We start from the raw sequence: 17,025 nt of genomic DNA, 5'->3' as shown, positions 1-17,025 counted from the left end.
GTATCAGCCATTTTTTTCATTTATCCCACTCTTTAATTGGCAGTAAGACCCTTGCTCAAGCTTTTGAGTTTTTTGGTGGGGAATAACTTGCCAGTAAAGGTCCAATTGGTTCAACTAACCATCATACTGGTGAAGAACCCCTTAATGATGAAAGTTTCACTTTAACCAATCGTCGATAGCATGTGTTAAAAGGTGCATAGGTTTATTTTCGCTTTCAAGCTTTGGAATTGATGCTATAAAATCTTTTCCATATTTTGTAGTCAGAATCCTATTATCTAATATAAACAAAATTCCCTTGTCTTTTTCGTTTCGAATTAATCGACCAAACCCTTGTTTGAAACGCAGTATAGCCTCAGGAAGTGAATAATGATAAAAAGAATTAATTCCCTTACTTTCCAAATGGTGACATGTAGCTGCAACAGTTGGTTCATCCGGTGACGCGAATGGAAGACGAACAATCATTAACGCCTTTAAATGATCACCTGGAAAATCAACCCCTTCCCAAAAACTGCTTGTCCCTAATAAAATAGCTTTTTCAAATTGACGAAAATTTTTCGTTAACTTACTGCGACTTCCACTTCCTGTACCTTGCCCCATAATCATATAATCTTCAAGTGTAACATCTTCCTTTAACATCCCGTATGTTTTTCGTAACATCTCATAGGAAGTAAACAGCACAAGAAGTTTTCCTTCCGTAATCTGGGCAACTGTGCTAATATGAGCAGCAATTGCTTCTGAATACTCTTCAAGTGTAACATCATTAACATTTGGCATATCACTAGGGATAAACATTTTCACCTGTTTTTTATAGTTAAAAGGAGAGTTAATTTGCAGCTGTTTTGGGTAAAAATCTGACAGTCCTACTGTTTGTAGCATGTATGTAAAAGAGTTTTTGATCGTTAGCGTTGCTGATGTTAAGATTGCACTTTGAATGTGTGAAAAAAATTGATCTGCTAAATACTCTTTTACTTCAATCGGTTGTGCATATATAGAAACTGCATTTTTTGCGCCTTTTGTATCAATTTCAATCCATCTTACAACCGAGTAATCCTGATCAAAAAATAAAAAGTCAAAATAATCTTTATAAGTATACAACGATGAAATGCTTCGTTTAAAGGCTTCCAGTACTAACTTTTCTTTAATTGGTTTTGATATCATATAGGATTCATCAATTCCTTGATTTTCTTTTTCCATTAAATGAATGATATCTTTAATCATGAATTGAAGTCTTTTCGCCAATTCTAATAAAGAATTCCATGTTCGGTTATTCTCCTTATCAGGAAGATATCGATAGGATGCTCTATTTAAGGGATTGTCTTTTTTGTGTTTTAATACATAAGAATGTAACCCAGCGAAAAATTGGTGACTTTCTTCTTGTAATTGCAATAGTAACTCATCGATTTTAAAAAACGTTGGTGACAATTCATGTCTGTTTTGGATTTTTACAAAATTCTTTAACAGTCCCGTTGAATGAGTGAATCCAAGTTGATTTATTAAGTAGTGAAGATCTAAATAATGAAATCTTACTCCAAGCTGTTCTGTTGCCACACTATGAAAGTGATGAGCTTCATCAATTATTACTTCCTGATACGATGGTAAAACCCTTTGATCACGTTCTAGATCTGCTAAAAGCATGGCATGGTTTGTAATAATGATATTTGCTGAAAAAGCACTTTCCTTCGCTTGTTGATAAAAACAATAATCTTGAAAAGGATTATTTAAAAAGGATGAATGGTCTACATGAAGGTTTTCCCACATTGTTTTACCGCCAGACGGTAAATTTAATTCATCTAAGTCTCCATTTACCGTTTCGGTTAGCCAAATTAATATTTGTGCCTTCGTTAAAATAAAATCATAATTATCATCAAGCTCTTTTAAAGATTGCTCGAATTTTTGCAGGCATAAATAATGGCTCTGTCCCTTTAGTACTGTTGCGGAGAAAGATACTGGTAATAGTTGTTTTAAAACTGGGATTTCCCGCTCCATTATTTGCATTTGTAAGTTATTTGTATACGTACTGATCACAATAGGTCTTTTTTCTTGTAAAGAATAAAAAATAGCAGAAGCTAAGTAAGCTATTGTTTTTCCAATACCTGTTGCTGCTTCAATTAAAATATGCTGGTGGGTCATAAACGAATCAATGATCTCTTCAATCATTTTAATTTGACCGGTTCTTTCATGAAATAACGGTAAAATCCTTTTCAGATCATCACTTTTACTTGAAAAAAAATCCAATAATTCTTCTTTTGAAATATTGGAAGAATTTATTACATCTTTTTGTTTTATTCTCTTTCTTATGGCCAAAGACCGAACAATTTCAAAATCAGGACCTGTTTGTTGATCTAATCTAACCAGTTTTTCTGAAATGATTTGTTCCAAAATTTCTTCTATATCACTAATGAATGACCTAGAAAGCTTTGAAAGCTGTTGAAGTGTTATGATTGGCAACTGAGTTAACTTTTTCATAATATGTAAAAATAATATGGCTGTTGCTTCTGCATCACTATCAGCTCGATGCGGGTTTTCATGATCCATATTAAACTCTTCACTAAGATCGGAAAGTTTATAACTTTTCTCAGTTGGATAAGTCATTCTAGACAATTCTACAGTATCAATTATCGGTCCGGAAAACTGATAGCCACATCTCAGGAATTCTTCCTGTAAAAATGACAAATCAAAATAAACATTATGTGCAATAAAATATGAGTCCTTAAGTAAATGATGGATATCTTGTACGATTTCATCAAAAGTTGGTGCACCCTCGACCATCTCGTTCGTTATCCCTGTTAATTGTTCTATGAATAAGGGAATATTCTGTAATGGATTAACGAAACTCATATAACGATCAACAATTTGATTATTTTCAATAACAACTGCTGCAATTTGTATGATCTTATCTCCTTTTTTAGGAGAATTTCCTGTTGTTTCTAAGTCAATAACAACGTAGCGTTGGCCTTTCATATTAAACACCTCAATTGATTCAAAAAGCTGCTTTTCTGATATAAATCGAAACTTCGATTTAACACTTTACCTGTTGTAATAGTTTACCCTAATCTGAATGAGTTTTGAATAACTTTTCAAAAATGGAGAAAAACAAAAAAGAGAATAGCTTAAAATACTTGATAGGAATTATGACAAAAATAAAAGAAGACCTATCCATAATAGACATTCTCGTAAGCTTTCCTGACGACCACTACGAAAGAGTCAATTATGAACTAGGTCTTTTTCTTTATAGAATTGTAGCTGCCGGTTCTTGCCCTAGAATTTCAACAATTTTATTATGCTCATCCATGATAGCCACTTTTGGCTGATGTGAGGCAATTTTCTCTTCAGGTATCATTGTGTAAGTTAAAATGATAACGACATCTCCTTCTTGGACAAGTCTAGCTGCCGCACCATTAAGACAAACTACACCGCTTCCTCTTTCACCTGGTATAATGTATGTTTCAAAGCGAGCGCCATTATTATTATTAACGATTTGTACCTTTTCATTTGGTACCATACCTACTGCATCAATAATATCTTGATCTATTGTAATACTGCCAACATAGTTTAAATTAGCCTCTGTTACACGTGCACGGTGAATTTTAGCATTTAACATTGTACGAAACATATATTTCTCCCCCAATCGAATTTCTTATCTATATCATCAACGATTGTTTTATTAGAATTCTAAACTTCAATCGTTATATTATCAATTAGCCTTGCATTTGTAAACTTAATCGCTAATGCAATAATGATTCTACCGCTAATTACCTCTATTTCCTTTAATTGCGGATAGGATAATACTTCAACATAATCAATAACACCTGATGATTCTGCCTCTATCATAGTCGAGATAAGATCGACAACTGCCTGTTTCTTTCGTTCCCCATTTAAAATAGCCGCTTCTGCCTTTTTTAGGCTTCTGAATAGAATTGTTGCTTGTTTCCGTTCTTCTTCACTTAAATAAACATTACGAGAACTTTTGGCTAAGCCATCTTCTTCTCGAACAGTTGGGACAGGAACTAATTCAATTGGGAAGTGAAATTCCTCAATTAACCCGTGAATGACAGCAACCTGCTGGGCATCCTTCATTCCAAAATAAGCTCGATTGGGCTGAACTAAATGGAAAAGCTTTGTCAGTACGGTAGCTACGCCATCAAAATGTCCTTTTCTGGATTTTCCACATAGAACATCTACACGGTTGCGAACAAAAACAGTATATGACGGCTCATCTGGATACATTTCTTCTATTTGGGGTCTAAAGACCACATCTACACCTGCTTGTTTTGCAATTTCTTCATCACGTTCTGCATCCCTAGGATATGCATCAAAATCTTCAGTAGGACCAAACTGTAAAGGGTTAACAAAAATACTTAAAACAACAATATCATTTGCCTTCCTCGCCTCTTCTATTAGCCTCACATGACCTTCATGTAAAAAACCCATTGTAGGGACAAAACCTATTGATTGATGATTTTGCTGGTAACTAAAAATTTTATTTTTAAGATCTTGCTTCGTTTCGACGACAATCATTTGCCAATTCCTCCATATATGCTATGCAATACTTCCTCTTTCATATTAAAGGAATGCTTTTCCTCAGGAAATGATCTGTTTTTCACATCTGATATATATTGATTAATTGAGGTCTGTACTGTTTCAGAGATTGATGCATATTGTTTTACAAATTTAGGAACATATCCTGAACCATAGCCTACCAAATCATGATAGACTAATACTTGACCATCAGTATTGCGCCCAGCTCCAATCCCTATAGTCGGAATGGATAATAATCTTGTGATCTCATCTGCTAATTGTTGTGGAACACACTCTAATACGAGAGCAATCGCACCTGCTTCTTCGCATTTTTTAGCATCCTCTATTAGCTTCCTTGCAGCTTCCGCACTTTTTCCTTGAACTTTATAACCACCTAGTACATTCACAGATTGCGGAGTCAATCCTAAGTGGGAAATAACAGGTATACCCCCGAAAGTAAGCGCTTCAATTATAGAAGTTACACCATCTGCACCTTCAATTTTAACAGCATCGGCTCCTCCTTCTTGCATGATTCTAGCTGCATTTTTCATTGTTTCGTCCTTAGAAAGATGATAGGACATAAACGGCATATCAGTTACGACAAATGTGTCTTTTGCCCCTCGTTTAACAGCTTTAGTATGATGAATCATATCGTTGACTGTTACAGGTATTGTAGAGTCATAACCTAGGACAACCATACCTAGTGAATCTCCTACAAGTATCATGTCAATTCCTGCGAGTTCAGCTTGTTTAGCACTAGGAAAATCATATGCCGTCAGCATTGTAATCGGCTCTTTGCTTTCTTTCATTTTCATAAAATCTTGTCTTGTTTTCATTATTTTCCCTCCTATTCAATAGGTGGAGCTCACTAATTAAAGGCTCCCTATCAACAAAATTGTTGGGTAGTACATTAAAAGAAAAACTAAGGAGAGAAGATGAATGACCTCAAAATTAGTTGAAATAAAAGTACAGTAGCACAGCACTACGTGTTATTCATAAACATAAAAAATCCTTCTTATCGACAAAGAAAGAAGGATTAAAAGTTTTTATAGTCGAATTCATCCCTCTGTCCTAGTCCACTAATGGATCAAGGCAGGTTAAATTTACGAATATCAGTTGTTATTATTACCATTTGTAAGCATTGTATTGCTCATTTATTTTCTTTTAACGGTGTAGTTCTGCTTTAGATACTACCCAAGAAAAAGTATAGCAGAAAAATTTGCTAAAAACCATTATGATACATCACAAAGTATCAATTTTACATGTCATTAAAGTTCTATATCTGCCGAATATATTTGTTTTACTGAGCCGTCACTTGTTTCAATTAATAAAACTCCAGCATCATCAATTCCAACAGCTTTACCTTCCACAGAACCATTTATCGTTTTAGCCCTTATCGGTTTATGTAAGCTAATGGCATACCCCTCCCAAAGCAATTTGATTGGTCGAAAACCTTGTGATAAATAGATTGAATAAAGTGTTTCAAATTTCAATAGTATTTCTTGAATCAAACGGGCACGATCCCAAAGTTCACCAGTTTCCAGATGAATGGATGTGGCAATAGGGTGTAACTCTTCTGGAAAATCGATTAAGGCCTGATTTACGTTTATCCCAATTCCAATTATAATCGAATGAACTTGATCAGCCTCGGCCTGTAATTCAGTTAAAATACCAACTAGCTTTTTTCCATTAATTAAAATATCGTTCGGCCATTTAATGTCAGGCTTTAATGGAGTGACCTCTTCAAGAGCTTGTACGATAGCTACTGCCGTTAAAAGGGTTAGCTGTGGAGTAGCTTGAACAGGAAGGTTAGGCCTTATTATTAGACTCATCCAAATTCCTGTTCCGCTTGGAGAGTACCAATTCCTTGCCATTCTTCCTCTACCTTTTGTTTGTTGTTCGGCAACAACAATTGTTCCTTCTACCGCTCCTTCATTCGCTAACGTTTGAGCTATTTTTTGAGTAGACGATACAGTCTCTTCAAAATGAACATAATGCCCCATCTTTTTCGTTTTTAACCCAATTTTAATTTCATTTCCACTAATTTTATTCGGTTTTTTGGTAATACGATAACCTAGCCTCCGTACTGCTTCTAATTCGTATCCGTCTTTTCTTAGTTCTTCAATATGTTTCCATACTGCTGTTCTTGAGCAACCGATATATTCGCTAAGCTTTTGACCTGATACAAAACCGCCTTCAGCATTTGAAAAGGCTTCTAGTAATTTTGATCGGAGTTCTGACTGCATGTTAAAAGCCACTCCTTTATCTCTAATCTATTATTTTCTATTTTCTTTGTAAGAATCGCTTTTTCAACCTCTTCCATCGTTTGTGACACCCAAGGTCCTGCTTCTTTATTTAACCAAAGGATAAGGTCATGACCATTTATCGCTAATTGCTTTTTGGTTTTTATGGGTAGTTGTTCAAACAATGAACTTACTCTATTTATATTTGCATTTACTGTTTTAGGATGGACTAAAATAGACCGGATCCGTTCAACAGAAACTGCTGTATCAGGACCAGCCTCATATAATAATAAATCTGTCCATTCTAATTTCTGCAAAAGTAAATCAAGAAAATAAAGGTTTTTTTGTACTGATTTTATTAATTTATTTGATAGTTTCCATTTTCTTAAAAATACGTCAACTGACGATGGTTCTATATATAAAGTCAATACTGTCCAAAGTTCTTCTCTAGAAGTTAGAAAGTTAAATCGAAAGGAAGAAAGCTTTTTCAATTGTCTTTCTCCTCCAACTAAACCAGGTAAATAATTTAAAACCTTGCACTCAATTAACAGATTAATGGCGGTTTTAACGTTATCCCCTCTTAAAAGCTTTTCAATTTCAGCCGTTTTTCTTTCAACTGAAATCACATCAAGTAGTTGAACATGATTTTTTATTGCTACTTTTGTTTCAGAAGATAATGTGAAATTCAATTGACTTACAAACCTTAGGGCTCTGAGCATTCTTAAAGCATCTTCTGTAAACCTTTCTGATGGTAAACCAACAGTATGAATAAGTTTTTGTTTCATATGAACTTTACCATGAAAATAATCAAAGATCTCGCCTTTTACATCCATAGCCATTGCATTAATAGTAAAATCCCTTCTACGTAAATCCTCTTTCAAGGATGTAATAAATTGGACAGAGTTAGGGCGTCTAAAATCTTCATAGTCTGTTTCCATACGGTATGTCGTTACTTCATACTGCTCTCCTTGATGTAGAACAATAATTGTTCCGTGCTCTGCTCCAACATCAATTGTTTTATGAAAAAGTTTTTTAATATCCTCTGGTTTTGCAGAGGTCGCAATATCTATATCTCCAATTTCTCTTCCTAATAGGAAGTCGCGGACCGCTCCACCAACAAAATAGGCCTCAAAGCCAGATTGATGGAGTTTTTCTAAAATCGGTTTGGCTTCATCAAATGGAGTCTCCATTATTTACACCTTCTATTAACTCATAGTAAATTGATTCATATTGAGAAACAATTTTATCTGAATGAAAACGCTCCTTAGCTATATATACCGCGTTTTCCGCCATTCTATTATGTAAGTCTTGATCAGAAAGGATTTGAATAGCTCGAATAGCTATTGTCTCAATATCACCAATGTCACAAGTGTATCCTGTTTCTCCTTCAATAATGACTTCAGGAATGCCACCTGCATTAGTTCCAATACAAGGGACACCGCATGCCATTGCTTCTAATAGGACCAAGCCGAAACTCTCTTTCTCTGATAGCAAAAGAATTAAATCACTAATTGAATACAATTCTTCCAGGCTATCTTGTTTACCAAGAAATAATACATGTTCAACAAGACCTAATTCCCTCACAAGCCGATTCACATAAGTCATTTCTGGACCATCACCAACTAGGAGAAGTTTTGATTTCACTTTTCTATGTATTTTTTGGAAAGCGTAAACAACATCTTGAACTCGTTTTACTTTTCTAAAATTTGATACATGTATAATAACCTTTTCATCTTCATCAATTTTGTACTCTTTTTTCAAATGGATAGCATCCTGTTTGAAATATACACGATCATCAATAAAGTTGTAGACTGTTTCAATTTTTTTATCAGGATGCAACAGGTCGTATGTCTGGTTAACCAATGCATTTGATACAGCTGTAACCTGATCTGAAGATTCAATTCCAAATCGAATCATATCGGCCAGTGATTGATCATAACCAAGTACTGTAATATCAGTGCCATGAAGTGTTGTTACAATTTTCAAATCTTTTTTCACCATTTGTTTGGCCAAATATGCACAAATAGCATGAGGAATTGCATAATGCACGTGTAACAAGTCTAAATCCTCTCGATTTGCTACTTCAGCCATTTTGCTTGCTAAAGCCAAATCGTAAGGTGGATATTTAAAAACAGAATATTGATTAACCTCTACTTCATGAAACGTAATATTGCAATACACTTTGTTAAGTCGAAAAGGAAGACTAGATGTAATAAAATGTACTTCATGCCCTTTTTCAGCCAATAATTTTCCAAGCTCTGTTGCCACAACACCTGAACCACCTACAGATGGATAACAAGTAATTCCAATTTTTAGTTTCTTTTTCATTATTCGTCACCTATTAAATCATTAGAAAGCAGGATTGGTTTTTTTGTTAAAAACCCTTCAGCGTACGTAACACCAACCTCTTTTCCAAATAGCCTTTCTCTACTTTCTACAGCTTCAATATATCCATTTGTTAATGGTGTATCAGTTGATTCGCCTACTTTATTAAATTGACTATTATAGGCGCGTAAACTATTTAATTTGCGCTCAATTGTCTCTGATATATCAACAACAAAATTCGGTTTATGAAATCCGTTAATTATATAAAAATACACATGCTGTACACGATGTGCAGCTAAACCTAGTTTATCCTGATATTTTTTTATCCCTGCAGAGAACACTGCTTCTTCAATAAGACGTGAACAATTACCATGGTCTGGATGCCGATCTTTATAATACGGCGCAAAAACTATTCTCGGTTTATATGTTCTAATGATTTCTGCAATTTCTTTTATATACGAATCATCCAAATAAAGGCCTCGATCTGGAATAGACAGCTGAATTCTCTTTGAAATGCCTAAAATTTCTCCTGCACGTTTTGCCTCTTCTTGTCTAATTGATATTGTACCATTTGACGAGAGCTCAGCCTTTGTTAAATCACATATTCCTACCTTTAATCCTTTTTGGGTATACTTTGCGATTGTACCCCCCATCCCGATTTCTACATCATCAGGATGGGCACCGAACGCAAGGAAATCTAATTGATTACTCATTTCCCTCTCCTTGTTACATAGTATAAAAACTTTTTATTTTAGTTATTTTCAGTTTATTTACTCTTTTCATGAATCACTTCTCGCCATTGGAAGTCCCCACGGTCTAACCCACGAACTAAAACCTCCGCTGTTCCCATATTTGTCGCAAGTGGTATTGAATAAACATCACAAAGACGAATTAATGCAGATATATCAGGTTCATGCGGTTGTGCTGTTAATGGATCTCTAAAGAAAATAACCATATCCATTTCATTTTTTGCGATCAATGCACCAATTTCCTGGTCTCCCCCAAGCGGCCCCGATTGAAAACGATGAACTGATAAGCCGCTAGCTTCTTGAATACGTAAGCCGGTTGTCCCTGTAGCAAACAGTTCATGCTCTTTAAAAATCGGCTGATACGCCATAACAAATTGAACAAGATCATTTTTCTTTTTATCGTGAGCTATTAATGCAATTTTCATGAACATTTTCCCCTTTTTATTCAATAATATTTTCTAGTCCATATACGAGTAAATCAATCTTCATTACATTCTCAACAGCTAATTTAACACCTGACATAAATGAAGCACGGTTATAAGAATCATGACGAATTTTTAATGTTTGACCATCTCCGCCGAAAAGAACCTCCTGGTGTGCGATTAAACCTGGCAAGCGAACACTATGAAGACGAATACCATTCATATTCGCACCGCGTGCTCCTGGTAAGATCTCATGTTCCTTTGGATGACCTTGCTGTTTTTCTTCTCTCACTTCTGAAATCATTTCAGCTGTTTTTAATCCAGTTCCAGATGGAGCATCTAATTTTTGATCATGATGCTGTTCAATAATCTCTACATCTTGAAAATACTTCGCTGCCATTTGTGAAAATTTCATCATTAATATTGCACCGATTGCAAAATTAGGTGCAATAATGGCACCGATCCCTTTTTCTTCTGTTAGTTGCTGCAGCTCCTTTAAATCTTCCTCAGAAAATCCTGTTGTTCCAACAACCGGGCGTACTCCATGAGCCAATGCCTTTTTTGTGTGTACCTTGCCAATCTCTGGTGTCGTTAAGTCAATTAATACATCTGGGCTTGTCTCAAAAAAACACTTATCAATATCAGTATAAATTGGAACATCTACATTAAAACCATCAAGTTGATTAAGTCTCATTCCTTCGTGCTTATGGTCTACAACCGCAACTAAATGAAAATGTTCAGTTTCTTCCACAAGCTTGACAGCTTCACTTCCCATTCTCCCACGAGCTCCTGCAATAACAATTTTAATATCAGCCATTTCTAAAACTCCTTTAATTTTCTTTTCTTGTCCAACGGTCCTTGTCCCTAGTATTGAATTTTTCCATCACTAGATTATGGGCCTGTTCTAAATCTATATGTAAAGAATTAGCTAAGCAAATAAGGACAAACAAAACATCTCCTATTTCTTCTTCAATCTTTTTTTCTTCTTCAGACGCTTTCTTTGGCTTTTCACCATATGAATGATTTATTTCTCTAGCTAGCTCTCCAACCTCTTCTGTTATTCTAGCCATCATGGCTAATGGTGAAAAATACCCCTCTTTAAACTGACCTATGTATTCATCTACTTCCTTTTGAAGGTCCTTCATTGATTTATTCTCCACATTTATCACCTCTTCTTTTCTATTCAATGTTAGCTAATACATCTTAATTTTACAATTATTTCGTCATGAATTTCTCAAAATTTGCACCTTGACATTCTATCAACTATAATATTTACGCTGTGAAGTATTACGGAGGTGACATATGCTGCAAGATCTTAGAATGAAAAACATTATTTTTATTTTAATTGGTTCAGGTATATTTGGTTTCGGACTTGTACATTTTAACATTCAAAATAATCTAGCAGAAGGTGGATTTACTGGTATTACGCTTTTGCTTTATTTCCTTTTTAAGATAGATCCATCTATTTCTAACCTGGTCTTGAATATACCCCTGTTTATTATTGGTTGGCGTGTATTAGGAAGAACATCCTTCGTTTACACAATAATCGGAACTGTTAGTTTATCTGTTTTTTTATGGATTTTCCAACGATATCAAATTCATATGCCGTTAAAAGATGACCTTACATTGGCTGCACTTTTTGCTGGTGTCTCGTTAGGAATTGGCTTGGGAACAATTTTCCGATACGGAGGGACAACAGGTGGTGTCGATATTCTGGCTAGATTGACACATCGTTATATTGGCTGGAGCATGGGGAAAACAATGTTTTTATTTGATTTATGTGTTATCACTTTATCTTGGATCGCATACTTGTCTTATAAAGAAGCAATGTATACACTTGTGGCGGTTTTTGTTGGTGCTAAAGTGATTGATTTTATGCAAGAAGGGGCTTACGCTGCTAAAGGAGCTACAATTATTTCAAATCATCCTGACGAAATATCTGCTAGAATTATGAAGGAGATGGATCGGGGTGTTACAATTTTAAAAGGACAAGGATCATTTTCAAAACAAGATCGTAATGTCCTTTATTGTGTTGTTGGAAAAAATGAAATCGTTCGTCTAAAGAATGTTATTATTTCTGTGGACCCTCATGCTTTTGTTGCCGTAAGCGATGTTCATGATGTACTCGGTGAAGGGTTTACGTTAGATGAAAATAAAAAACCACTAACAAGATAACCAATAAACACATAAAAAGAGAGTGGTATTCCCACTCTTTTTTCAAAAAACTTTATGTTTTAATCTTTACTATTATTTTTTTCACGTTTAGCTAATTTTTCTTTTTCTCCTCGATATTTCCTCCAACCAGCGTATGATAGTGCCAGCAAGATGACACTTCCAGTTGAAATCATAACCCATAATAATGATGGATCTGCTTCATCCTCTTTTACTCTTTCAAATATCGCTTTTAATTCTTCCTCCATTACGGCCAGTTGTTTTGCTTGACTTGTTTCTGGAATTTCTTGAAAAAGTTGATTTTCTACAACTGAAATATGCTCATCCATACGTTTTATTCGTTGCATATCTAGATCGACTTGAATACTAGGATATATCACTTCATAGAGTGCTAAAAATTCATTAAAATCATGCTGAAAAGATTGGTTATCCCCTTCTTGTACATCGCTTTTCATCTGAGAAAAAGTTTCCATTATGGACGTTTCCATCGAGCTCCATAATGGTTGATGCTCAGAAACCATTGCATCAACAACTAAGCGAAACTTTGTTAAGGATCTTACCTTTTCAGTTGTACTCGCTTTATCATCCAATAAGAGCTCTTGTGCATTTTGATGGGTATTTGAAAGAGTTCGATAATGATCGAGAGATAGAACTTGTCGATCAATTGGAATTTCTTCAAATTTTACAGCGAAATACTCAAGTAATTGGGCAGACTCATTAAAGCGTTCTTGTTTTGCTAGTTGTAAGGCTGTATCAGCTATCTCATTAAGTGATTTCCAGTCATATGATTCATCTGCATTTACTGGTTTTATATGAATGAGCAGCATACTAAAAATAACCACGATTAATAATTTCTTCATCCTTGTCCCCCCTAGAACATCTATTAAAACGTATGTTCATTGGGACAAGGTTAGACCAACTATTTTTGTATATAAAATAAATTATTTGGTATGTAAAAGAACAGTTATTTCCATAAAGCTATTTTCGAAAGCATTTCTGTTATTTTGAAAAGAATGTTTTCGATACTTTGTCGTTTTTTAATACAGTTAAAGGTGAAAATAAGTTCGTTCCATTGCGCTAAAGACACAAGATTCGCCATGGAGGAAGCTGAGCCTCCTTGGCTTAGCCTCCAGGGTCTCAAGCCTTTCCTCTACTTCCTGCAGGAGTCAATTGTCTTCCGCTCCGTTCCACTATCAATTTATAATCTTATTCAAAAGCTACAATTTTTACGAAAACAGCCTTTTAAAAAAGTCTTGTAAATAAAGACCTAGCCCAATTCTAATTGTTTTGATCGATTTTTTATGACTAAATAGTAAGCAATTCCTAACGAAACTATACTTAACCAAAACGTCATATACCCTATTTCATTTATATAATCCATTAATACACTATATCGAGGCATCATTCCAAAAACATAGTCTATGACATCATTGTGTAAGGTCCAAATTGCAGCTACTATTAAATGCCATGCTTTAAATCGATAATATGGGGCATACAGCAATCCCTGAACAGCCATTCCAAAATGTGAAGCAATTAACATGTATCCTTCCCATGGGAGAGTTCCATTTACAGCTAATACTAGAAGATTCATAATGACAGCCCATATACCGTACTTAAATAAGGTGACAATTGCTAAAGCCTCAATAAGGGGTAAATTCCGCTTAAATAAGAATCCAAATAGAACTATGAGAAAAAACAAACTTGCTGTGGGACTATCCGGGACAAATAAATAAAAATGAGCAGGTGTATCTGCTAGTTGAAATCTGTACCAATAATATCCATAAATGGTCCCAAACAAATTAATAATGAACATAACAAATATGATTGGCCTCTGTCCTAATAGATATTGGAACACTCTCATAATTTCCACACACCAGACTTAATATTATTTTTCATCTATGTATACAATCAAATCATGTAAAGATATTATCAAAAAAAAGCTGACAAATGTCAGCTTTTATTTTGAAGTTACACCAGAGATAAACTCTGATAACACTTTTAATTCTTCATCAGTACCCTTGAAAACTCCAGCAGGCATACTGCCTTGACCATTTTTAGCAATATCTGCAATAGCATCAGGTTCTAACCCATTGTCGACAAGCGCTTTACCAGCAGCTCCACCTTCTAGATTATCACCGTGACACGAAATACATCCTTGCTCCTGGTAAATTGCATATCCTTCTGATTCTTTATCAATTTCTGCTTCAGCCTTAATTTTCCCCTGTTCAGCTGCAGCTTCCCAATCGTGTGTGACAACAGATTCCCATGTTAAGAAAAATGTTGCAGCTACACCTAGAATCATCATACCAACTGCAACAGGACGCTTAGCAGGACGACGTTCAGGTCCTCGATCTAGGAAAGGTGCTAACATTAATGCACCAAATGCAAGTCCTGGAATGACGATTGCCCCAATAACAGTATATGGACCAGATGCAAATGAATATTTTAACAATTGGTATAAGAATAAGAAGTACCAGTCTGGTAATGGAATATAACCTGCATCCGTTGGATCTGCAACACGCTCAAGCGGTGACGGATGGGCTATTGTTAAACATAAAAAACCAATTAAGAAAACAGCACCAACTAACCACTCCTTTAGGAGGAAGTTCGGCCAGAAAGCTTCCGTTTTCCCTGGGTATTCCGAATAATCCTTCGGAATGTTAGGCTTTCTCTCAGCTGAAATACGAGAGTCACCGACAAATTTCATACCTTTTCCGCGATGCATGATTTCCCCTCCTTACTAAGGTGGTTTCCGATAAAAATGTAATTACACATGATTAAACATGTATTTTTGTTAATCTTAAAGTGGACCAGAAATACCTTGCTTACGTATCATGATAAAGTGAGCTGCCATTAGACCGAATAATGCAGCAGGTAAGAAAAAGACATGGATAGCAAAGAAACGAGTAAGTGTTTGTGCACCTACGATTTCCGGATGTCCTGATAACAATGTCTTAACTGTTGGTCCAATTAATGGTACAGATTCTGCAATTTGCAGGGTAACTTTTGTAGCAAATAATGCTTTCATATCCCATGGTAATAAATAACCTGTTAAACCGAGTCCAAGCATAACAAAGAAAATAAGTACACCAACTACCCAGTTTAATTCACGAGGTTTTTTATATGCGCCTTGGAAAAAGACACGAAGTGTATGTAGGAACATCATTACGATTACTAAACTAGCTCCCCAATGGTGCATACCACGAACAATCTGTCCGAAAGCTACTTCATTTTGAAGATAAAAAACTGATTCCCAAGCATTTTTAATATCTGGTACATAATACATAGTTAAAAACATACCAGAAAGAACTTGGATAACGGTAACAAAGAACGTTAATCCGCCAAAGCAATATACAAAGGCAGAAAAATGATGTGCAGGGTTTACGTGCTCTGGAACTTCATGGTCAGCAATATCGCGCCACATAGGCGTAATATCCAAACGTTCGTCAACCCAATCATAAATTTTGTTAAGCAATTGATTACGCCTCCCCTCGTGGTTTTGCTTTACCTAAGAATAAATATCCGTCTTTAACTTCATGCGTATAAACATCAAGCGGTGCAAGAGGCGGTGTTCCAGGAACATTTGTACCGTCTTTGTCATATAACCCGTAATGACATGGACAGAAAAATTTGTTCGGATTTGCTGGATCATTATTCCAACCTACTGTACATCCCAGATGCTTACAGATTGGTGAAAGGGCTGTAATTTTATCGCCTTCCTTATAAACCCAAGCTGATTTTGTTTCTTCAGATTCATACCAAGCATCTTTTTGTTTGATTTTAAAGTCAAAGCGTTGAGGTTCTTCCGTGATTTCGTCAACCTTTACAACTTGAACCAAATCGGTTTCCTCTGCTGGTCGGAGCACAGGGTCAAGTGCAAAGCGGACCATTGGCATAAGCATACCTGCCGCCATGAAACCGCCTACACCAGTAAGCGTATAGTTTAAGAATTGACGTCTAGAAACTCGATGTTTTTTCTCGCTCATCATTTTCCCCCCTCTATCTTAAGCTCTGTCCGTTACGGACATACGGAAATGATATATAAAACTAGGACATACTCATGATATATCAATCTTCTCATGAGGTCAATAAAATCCTGATTTCTAAATCTGGAAATGAAAAGGTTTTTATGATTTGTTCCAAGATTGTAATAAAATGTTCAAAATTTGTTCGACTTGATCTTGTAACAGCTTTCTTTTTAGATTTTCATCCATATGTTCAAGAGGCATTGATGGAAGCCATATTATTTCTCCCTCCATTTGTGTATTCTTAACTTCTTTTAATTTCTCATCACTTGTTAAAAAGAAAACATGTTTAAATTGGTGTTGTAATTCAGTTTTCCACTCTATCAAATTTTCAATCACATTTTCTGATTTTTTTAAATAAGAATACGTTGGAAACAGAAATACTCTTCCCTTTAACTGTCTTTCAAGATCTGTACTAACCAGACTAATAAATTCTCCTTTTGAAACAATGTTCTTAAAATCCGACTCGATTGAAACTGCCATTAACGGAACAATTGCCGTATCGACATATTCCTTAGCTTGATTATATAAATCTACATCATTAGAAACCCATTTCATTCTCTTCAACTCC

Annotated in this window: 18 protein-coding genes; 1 reads left to right on the top strand and 17 read right to left on the bottom strand. The window is 35.3% G+C overall.

The genetic code is table 11. From position 1 onward, the window contains the following. Nucleotides 1-156: 156 nt before the first annotated feature. From dinG to AC4GZ8_RS00495, 11 genes are all read right to left on the bottom strand, one after another. Nucleotides 157-2,961: an ATP-dependent DNA helicase DinG gene (dinG, locus tag AC4GZ8_RS00545; RefSeq protein WP_491079855.1), complete on the bottom strand. Its 2,805-nt coding sequence runs from the start codon at nt 2,959-2,961 to the stop codon at nt 157-159. Between the two features lie 268 nt (nt 2,962-3,229). Further along, nucleotides 3,230-3,613 (bottom strand): aspartate 1-decarboxylase, encoded by a 384-nt coding sequence (gene panD, locus AC4GZ8_RS00540; protein ID WP_491079854.1) that lies wholly within the window; start codon nt 3,611-3,613, stop codon nt 3,230-3,232. Nucleotides 3,614-3,672: 59 nt separating this feature from the next. Then, nucleotides 3,673-4,518, bottom strand: a complete 846-nt coding sequence (gene panC, locus AC4GZ8_RS00535) for a pantoate--beta-alanine ligase (protein ID WP_491079853.1) — start codon at nt 4,516-4,518, stop codon at nt 3,673-3,675. Then, complete coding sequence (gene panB / locus AC4GZ8_RS00530) at nt 4,515-5,354, bottom strand: 3-methyl-2-oxobutanoate hydroxymethyltransferase (protein WP_491079852.1); 840 nt, start codon at nt 5,352-5,354, stop codon at nt 4,515-4,517. The genes panC and panB overlap by 4 nt, the downstream gene beginning before the upstream one ends. Nucleotides 5,355-5,786: 432 nt before the next feature. Next, entirely contained in the window at nt 5,787-6,764 is a 978-nt protein-coding gene (locus AC4GZ8_RS00525; RefSeq protein ID WP_491079851.1) for a biotin--[acetyl-CoA-carboxylase] ligase, read from the bottom strand. Then, nucleotides 6,734-7,951, bottom strand: coding sequence for a CCA tRNA nucleotidyltransferase (locus AC4GZ8_RS00520; RefSeq protein ID WP_491079850.1), 1,218 nt, complete (start codon nt 7,949-7,951; stop codon nt 6,734-6,736). Before AC4GZ8_RS00520 ends, AC4GZ8_RS00525 begins: the two co-directional genes overlap by 31 nt. Further along, nucleotides 7,935-9,089: an N-acetyl-alpha-D-glucosaminyl L-malate synthase BshA gene (gene bshA, locus AC4GZ8_RS00515; RefSeq protein ID WP_491079849.1), complete on the bottom strand. Its 1,155-nt coding sequence runs from the start codon at nt 9,087-9,089 to the stop codon at nt 7,935-7,937. The genes AC4GZ8_RS00520 and bshA overlap by 17 nt, the downstream gene beginning before the upstream one ends. Beyond that, the gene (bshB1, locus tag AC4GZ8_RS00510; protein ID WP_491079848.1) at nt 9,089-9,799 is read right to left on the bottom strand and encodes a bacillithiol biosynthesis deacetylase BshB1; all 711 of its coding nucleotides are present in this window, start codon (nt 9,797-9,799) and stop codon (nt 9,089-9,091) included. Before bshB1 ends, bshA begins: the two co-directional genes overlap by 1 nt. Before the next feature lie 53 nt (nt 9,800-9,852). Beyond that, entirely contained in the window at nt 9,853-10,260 is a 408-nt protein-coding gene (gene mgsA / locus AC4GZ8_RS00505) for a methylglyoxal synthase (RefSeq protein ID WP_491079847.1), read from the bottom strand. Between the two features lie 16 nt (nt 10,261-10,276). Continuing rightward, nucleotides 10,277-11,074: a 4-hydroxy-tetrahydrodipicolinate reductase gene (gene dapB, locus AC4GZ8_RS00500; RefSeq protein WP_491079846.1), complete on the bottom strand. Its 798-nt coding sequence runs from the start codon at nt 11,072-11,074 to the stop codon at nt 10,277-10,279. Nucleotides 11,075-11,087: 13 nt separating this feature from the next. Further along, a complete protein-coding gene (locus AC4GZ8_RS00495; protein WP_491079845.1) occupies nt 11,088-11,402 on the bottom strand; it encodes a nucleotide pyrophosphohydrolase in 315 nt (104 codons plus the stop codon). A gap of 157 nt (nt 11,403-11,559) precedes the next feature. Between AC4GZ8_RS00495 and AC4GZ8_RS00490 the strand changes: the two genes are divergently transcribed. Then, nucleotides 11,560-12,432, top strand: coding sequence for a YitT family protein (locus AC4GZ8_RS00490; protein ID WP_491079844.1), 873 nt, complete (start codon nt 11,560-11,562; stop codon nt 12,430-12,432). 59 nt (nt 12,433-12,491) lie between these two features. Here the strand turns inward: AC4GZ8_RS00490 and ypjB are convergent, their stop codons facing one another. The 6 genes from ypjB to AC4GZ8_RS00460 form a co-directional block, all read right to left on the bottom strand. Continuing rightward, nucleotides 12,492-13,289 (bottom strand): sporulation protein YpjB, encoded by a 798-nt coding sequence (gene ypjB, locus AC4GZ8_RS00485; protein ID WP_491079843.1) that lies wholly within the window; start codon nt 13,287-13,289, stop codon nt 12,492-12,494. A gap of 407 nt (nt 13,290-13,696) precedes the next feature. After that, nucleotides 13,697-14,290: a lipoprotein heptaprenylglyceryl N-acetyltransferase LhaT gene (lhaT, locus tag AC4GZ8_RS00480; protein ID WP_491079842.1), complete on the bottom strand. Its 594-nt coding sequence runs from the start codon at nt 14,288-14,290 to the stop codon at nt 13,697-13,699. A gap of 96 nt (nt 14,291-14,386) precedes the next feature. Beyond that, nucleotides 14,387-15,154 carry a c-type cytochrome gene (locus tag AC4GZ8_RS00475; protein WP_491079841.1) on the bottom strand — a complete coding sequence of 256 codons (768 nt, stop codon included), beginning with the start codon at nt 15,152-15,154 and terminating at the stop codon, nt 14,387-14,389. Nucleotides 15,155-15,229: 75 nt separating this feature from the next. Next, nucleotides 15,230-15,904, bottom strand: coding sequence for a menaquinol-cytochrome c reductase cytochrome b subunit (qcrB, locus tag AC4GZ8_RS00470; RefSeq protein ID WP_491079840.1), 675 nt, complete (start codon nt 15,902-15,904; stop codon nt 15,230-15,232). A 4-nt stretch (nt 15,905-15,908) separates the two neighbouring features. Next, entirely contained in the window at nt 15,909-16,415 is a 507-nt protein-coding gene (locus AC4GZ8_RS00465) for a Rieske (2Fe-2S) protein (RefSeq protein WP_491079839.1), read from the bottom strand. Nucleotides 16,416-16,556: 141 nt separating this feature from the next. Beyond that, on the bottom strand, nt 16,557-17,012 hold the full coding sequence (locus AC4GZ8_RS00460; protein WP_491079838.1) for a YpiF family protein: 456 nt from the start codon (nt 17,010-17,012) through the stop codon (nt 16,557-16,559). Nucleotides 17,013-17,025: the final 13 nt, after the last annotated feature.

Source organism: Metabacillus sp. RB-C-LZQ-3-1, assembly GCF_058315175.1.
Note: the sequence above shows the minus strand (reverse complement) of the source record. Positions and strands in the feature narration are given on the sequence as shown.

What these genes read in the sequence shown, in the direction of transcription:
- dinG (WP_491079855.1), bottom strand. Translation starts at nt 2,961, where the DNA reads ATGAAAGGCCAACGCTACGTTGTTATTGACTTAGAAACAACAGGAAAT.
- panD (WP_491079854.1), bottom strand. Translation starts at nt 3,613, where the DNA reads ATGTTTCGTACAATGTTAAATGCTAAAATTCACCGTGCACGTGTAACA.
- panC (WP_491079853.1), bottom strand. Translation starts at nt 4,518, where the DNA reads ATGATTGTCGTCGAAACGAAGCAAGATCTTAAAAATAAAATTTTTAGT.
- panB (WP_491079852.1), bottom strand. Translation starts at nt 5,354, where the DNA reads ATGAAAACAAGACAAGATTTTATGAAAATGAAAGAAAGCAAAGAGCCG.
- AC4GZ8_RS00525 (WP_491079851.1), bottom strand. Translation starts at nt 6,764, where the DNA reads ATGCAGTCAGAACTCCGATCAAAATTACTAGAAGCCTTTTCAAATGCT.
- AC4GZ8_RS00520 (WP_491079850.1), bottom strand. Translation starts at nt 7,951, where the DNA reads ATGGAGACTCCATTTGATGAAGCCAAACCGATTTTAGAAAAACTCCAT.
- bshA (WP_491079849.1), bottom strand. Translation starts at nt 9,089, where the DNA reads ATGAAAAAGAAACTAAAAATTGGAATTACTTGTTATCCATCTGTAGGT.
- bshB1 (WP_491079848.1), bottom strand. Translation starts at nt 9,799, where the DNA reads ATGAGTAATCAATTAGATTTCCTTGCGTTCGGTGCCCATCCTGATGAT.
- mgsA (WP_491079847.1), bottom strand. Translation starts at nt 10,260, where the DNA reads ATGAAAATTGCATTAATAGCTCACGATAAAAAGAAAAATGATCTTGTT.
- dapB (WP_491079846.1), bottom strand. Translation starts at nt 11,074, where the DNA reads ATGGCTGATATTAAAATTGTTATTGCAGGAGCTCGTGGGAGAATGGGA.
- AC4GZ8_RS00495 (WP_491079845.1), bottom strand. Translation starts at nt 11,402, where the DNA reads ATGAAGGACCTTCAAAAGGAAGTAGATGAATACATAGGTCAGTTTAAA.
- AC4GZ8_RS00490 (WP_491079844.1), top strand. Translation starts at nt 11,560, where the DNA reads ATGCTGCAAGATCTTAGAATGAAAAACATTATTTTTATTTTAATTGGT.
- ypjB (WP_491079843.1), bottom strand. Translation starts at nt 13,289, where the DNA reads ATGAAGAAATTATTAATCGTGGTTATTTTTAGTATGCTGCTCATTCAT.
- lhaT (WP_491079842.1), bottom strand. Translation starts at nt 14,290, where the DNA reads ATGAGAGTGTTCCAATATCTATTAGGACAGAGGCCAATCATATTTGTT.
- AC4GZ8_RS00475 (WP_491079841.1), bottom strand. Translation starts at nt 15,154, where the DNA reads ATGCATCGCGGAAAAGGTATGAAATTTGTCGGTGACTCTCGTATTTCA.
- AC4GZ8_RS00465 (WP_491079839.1), bottom strand. Translation starts at nt 16,415, where the DNA reads ATGAGCGAGAAAAAACATCGAGTTTCTAGACGTCAATTCTTAAACTAT.
- AC4GZ8_RS00460 (WP_491079838.1), bottom strand. Translation starts at nt 17,012, where the DNA reads ATGAAATGGGTTTCTAATGATGTAGATTTATATAATCAAGCTAAGGAA.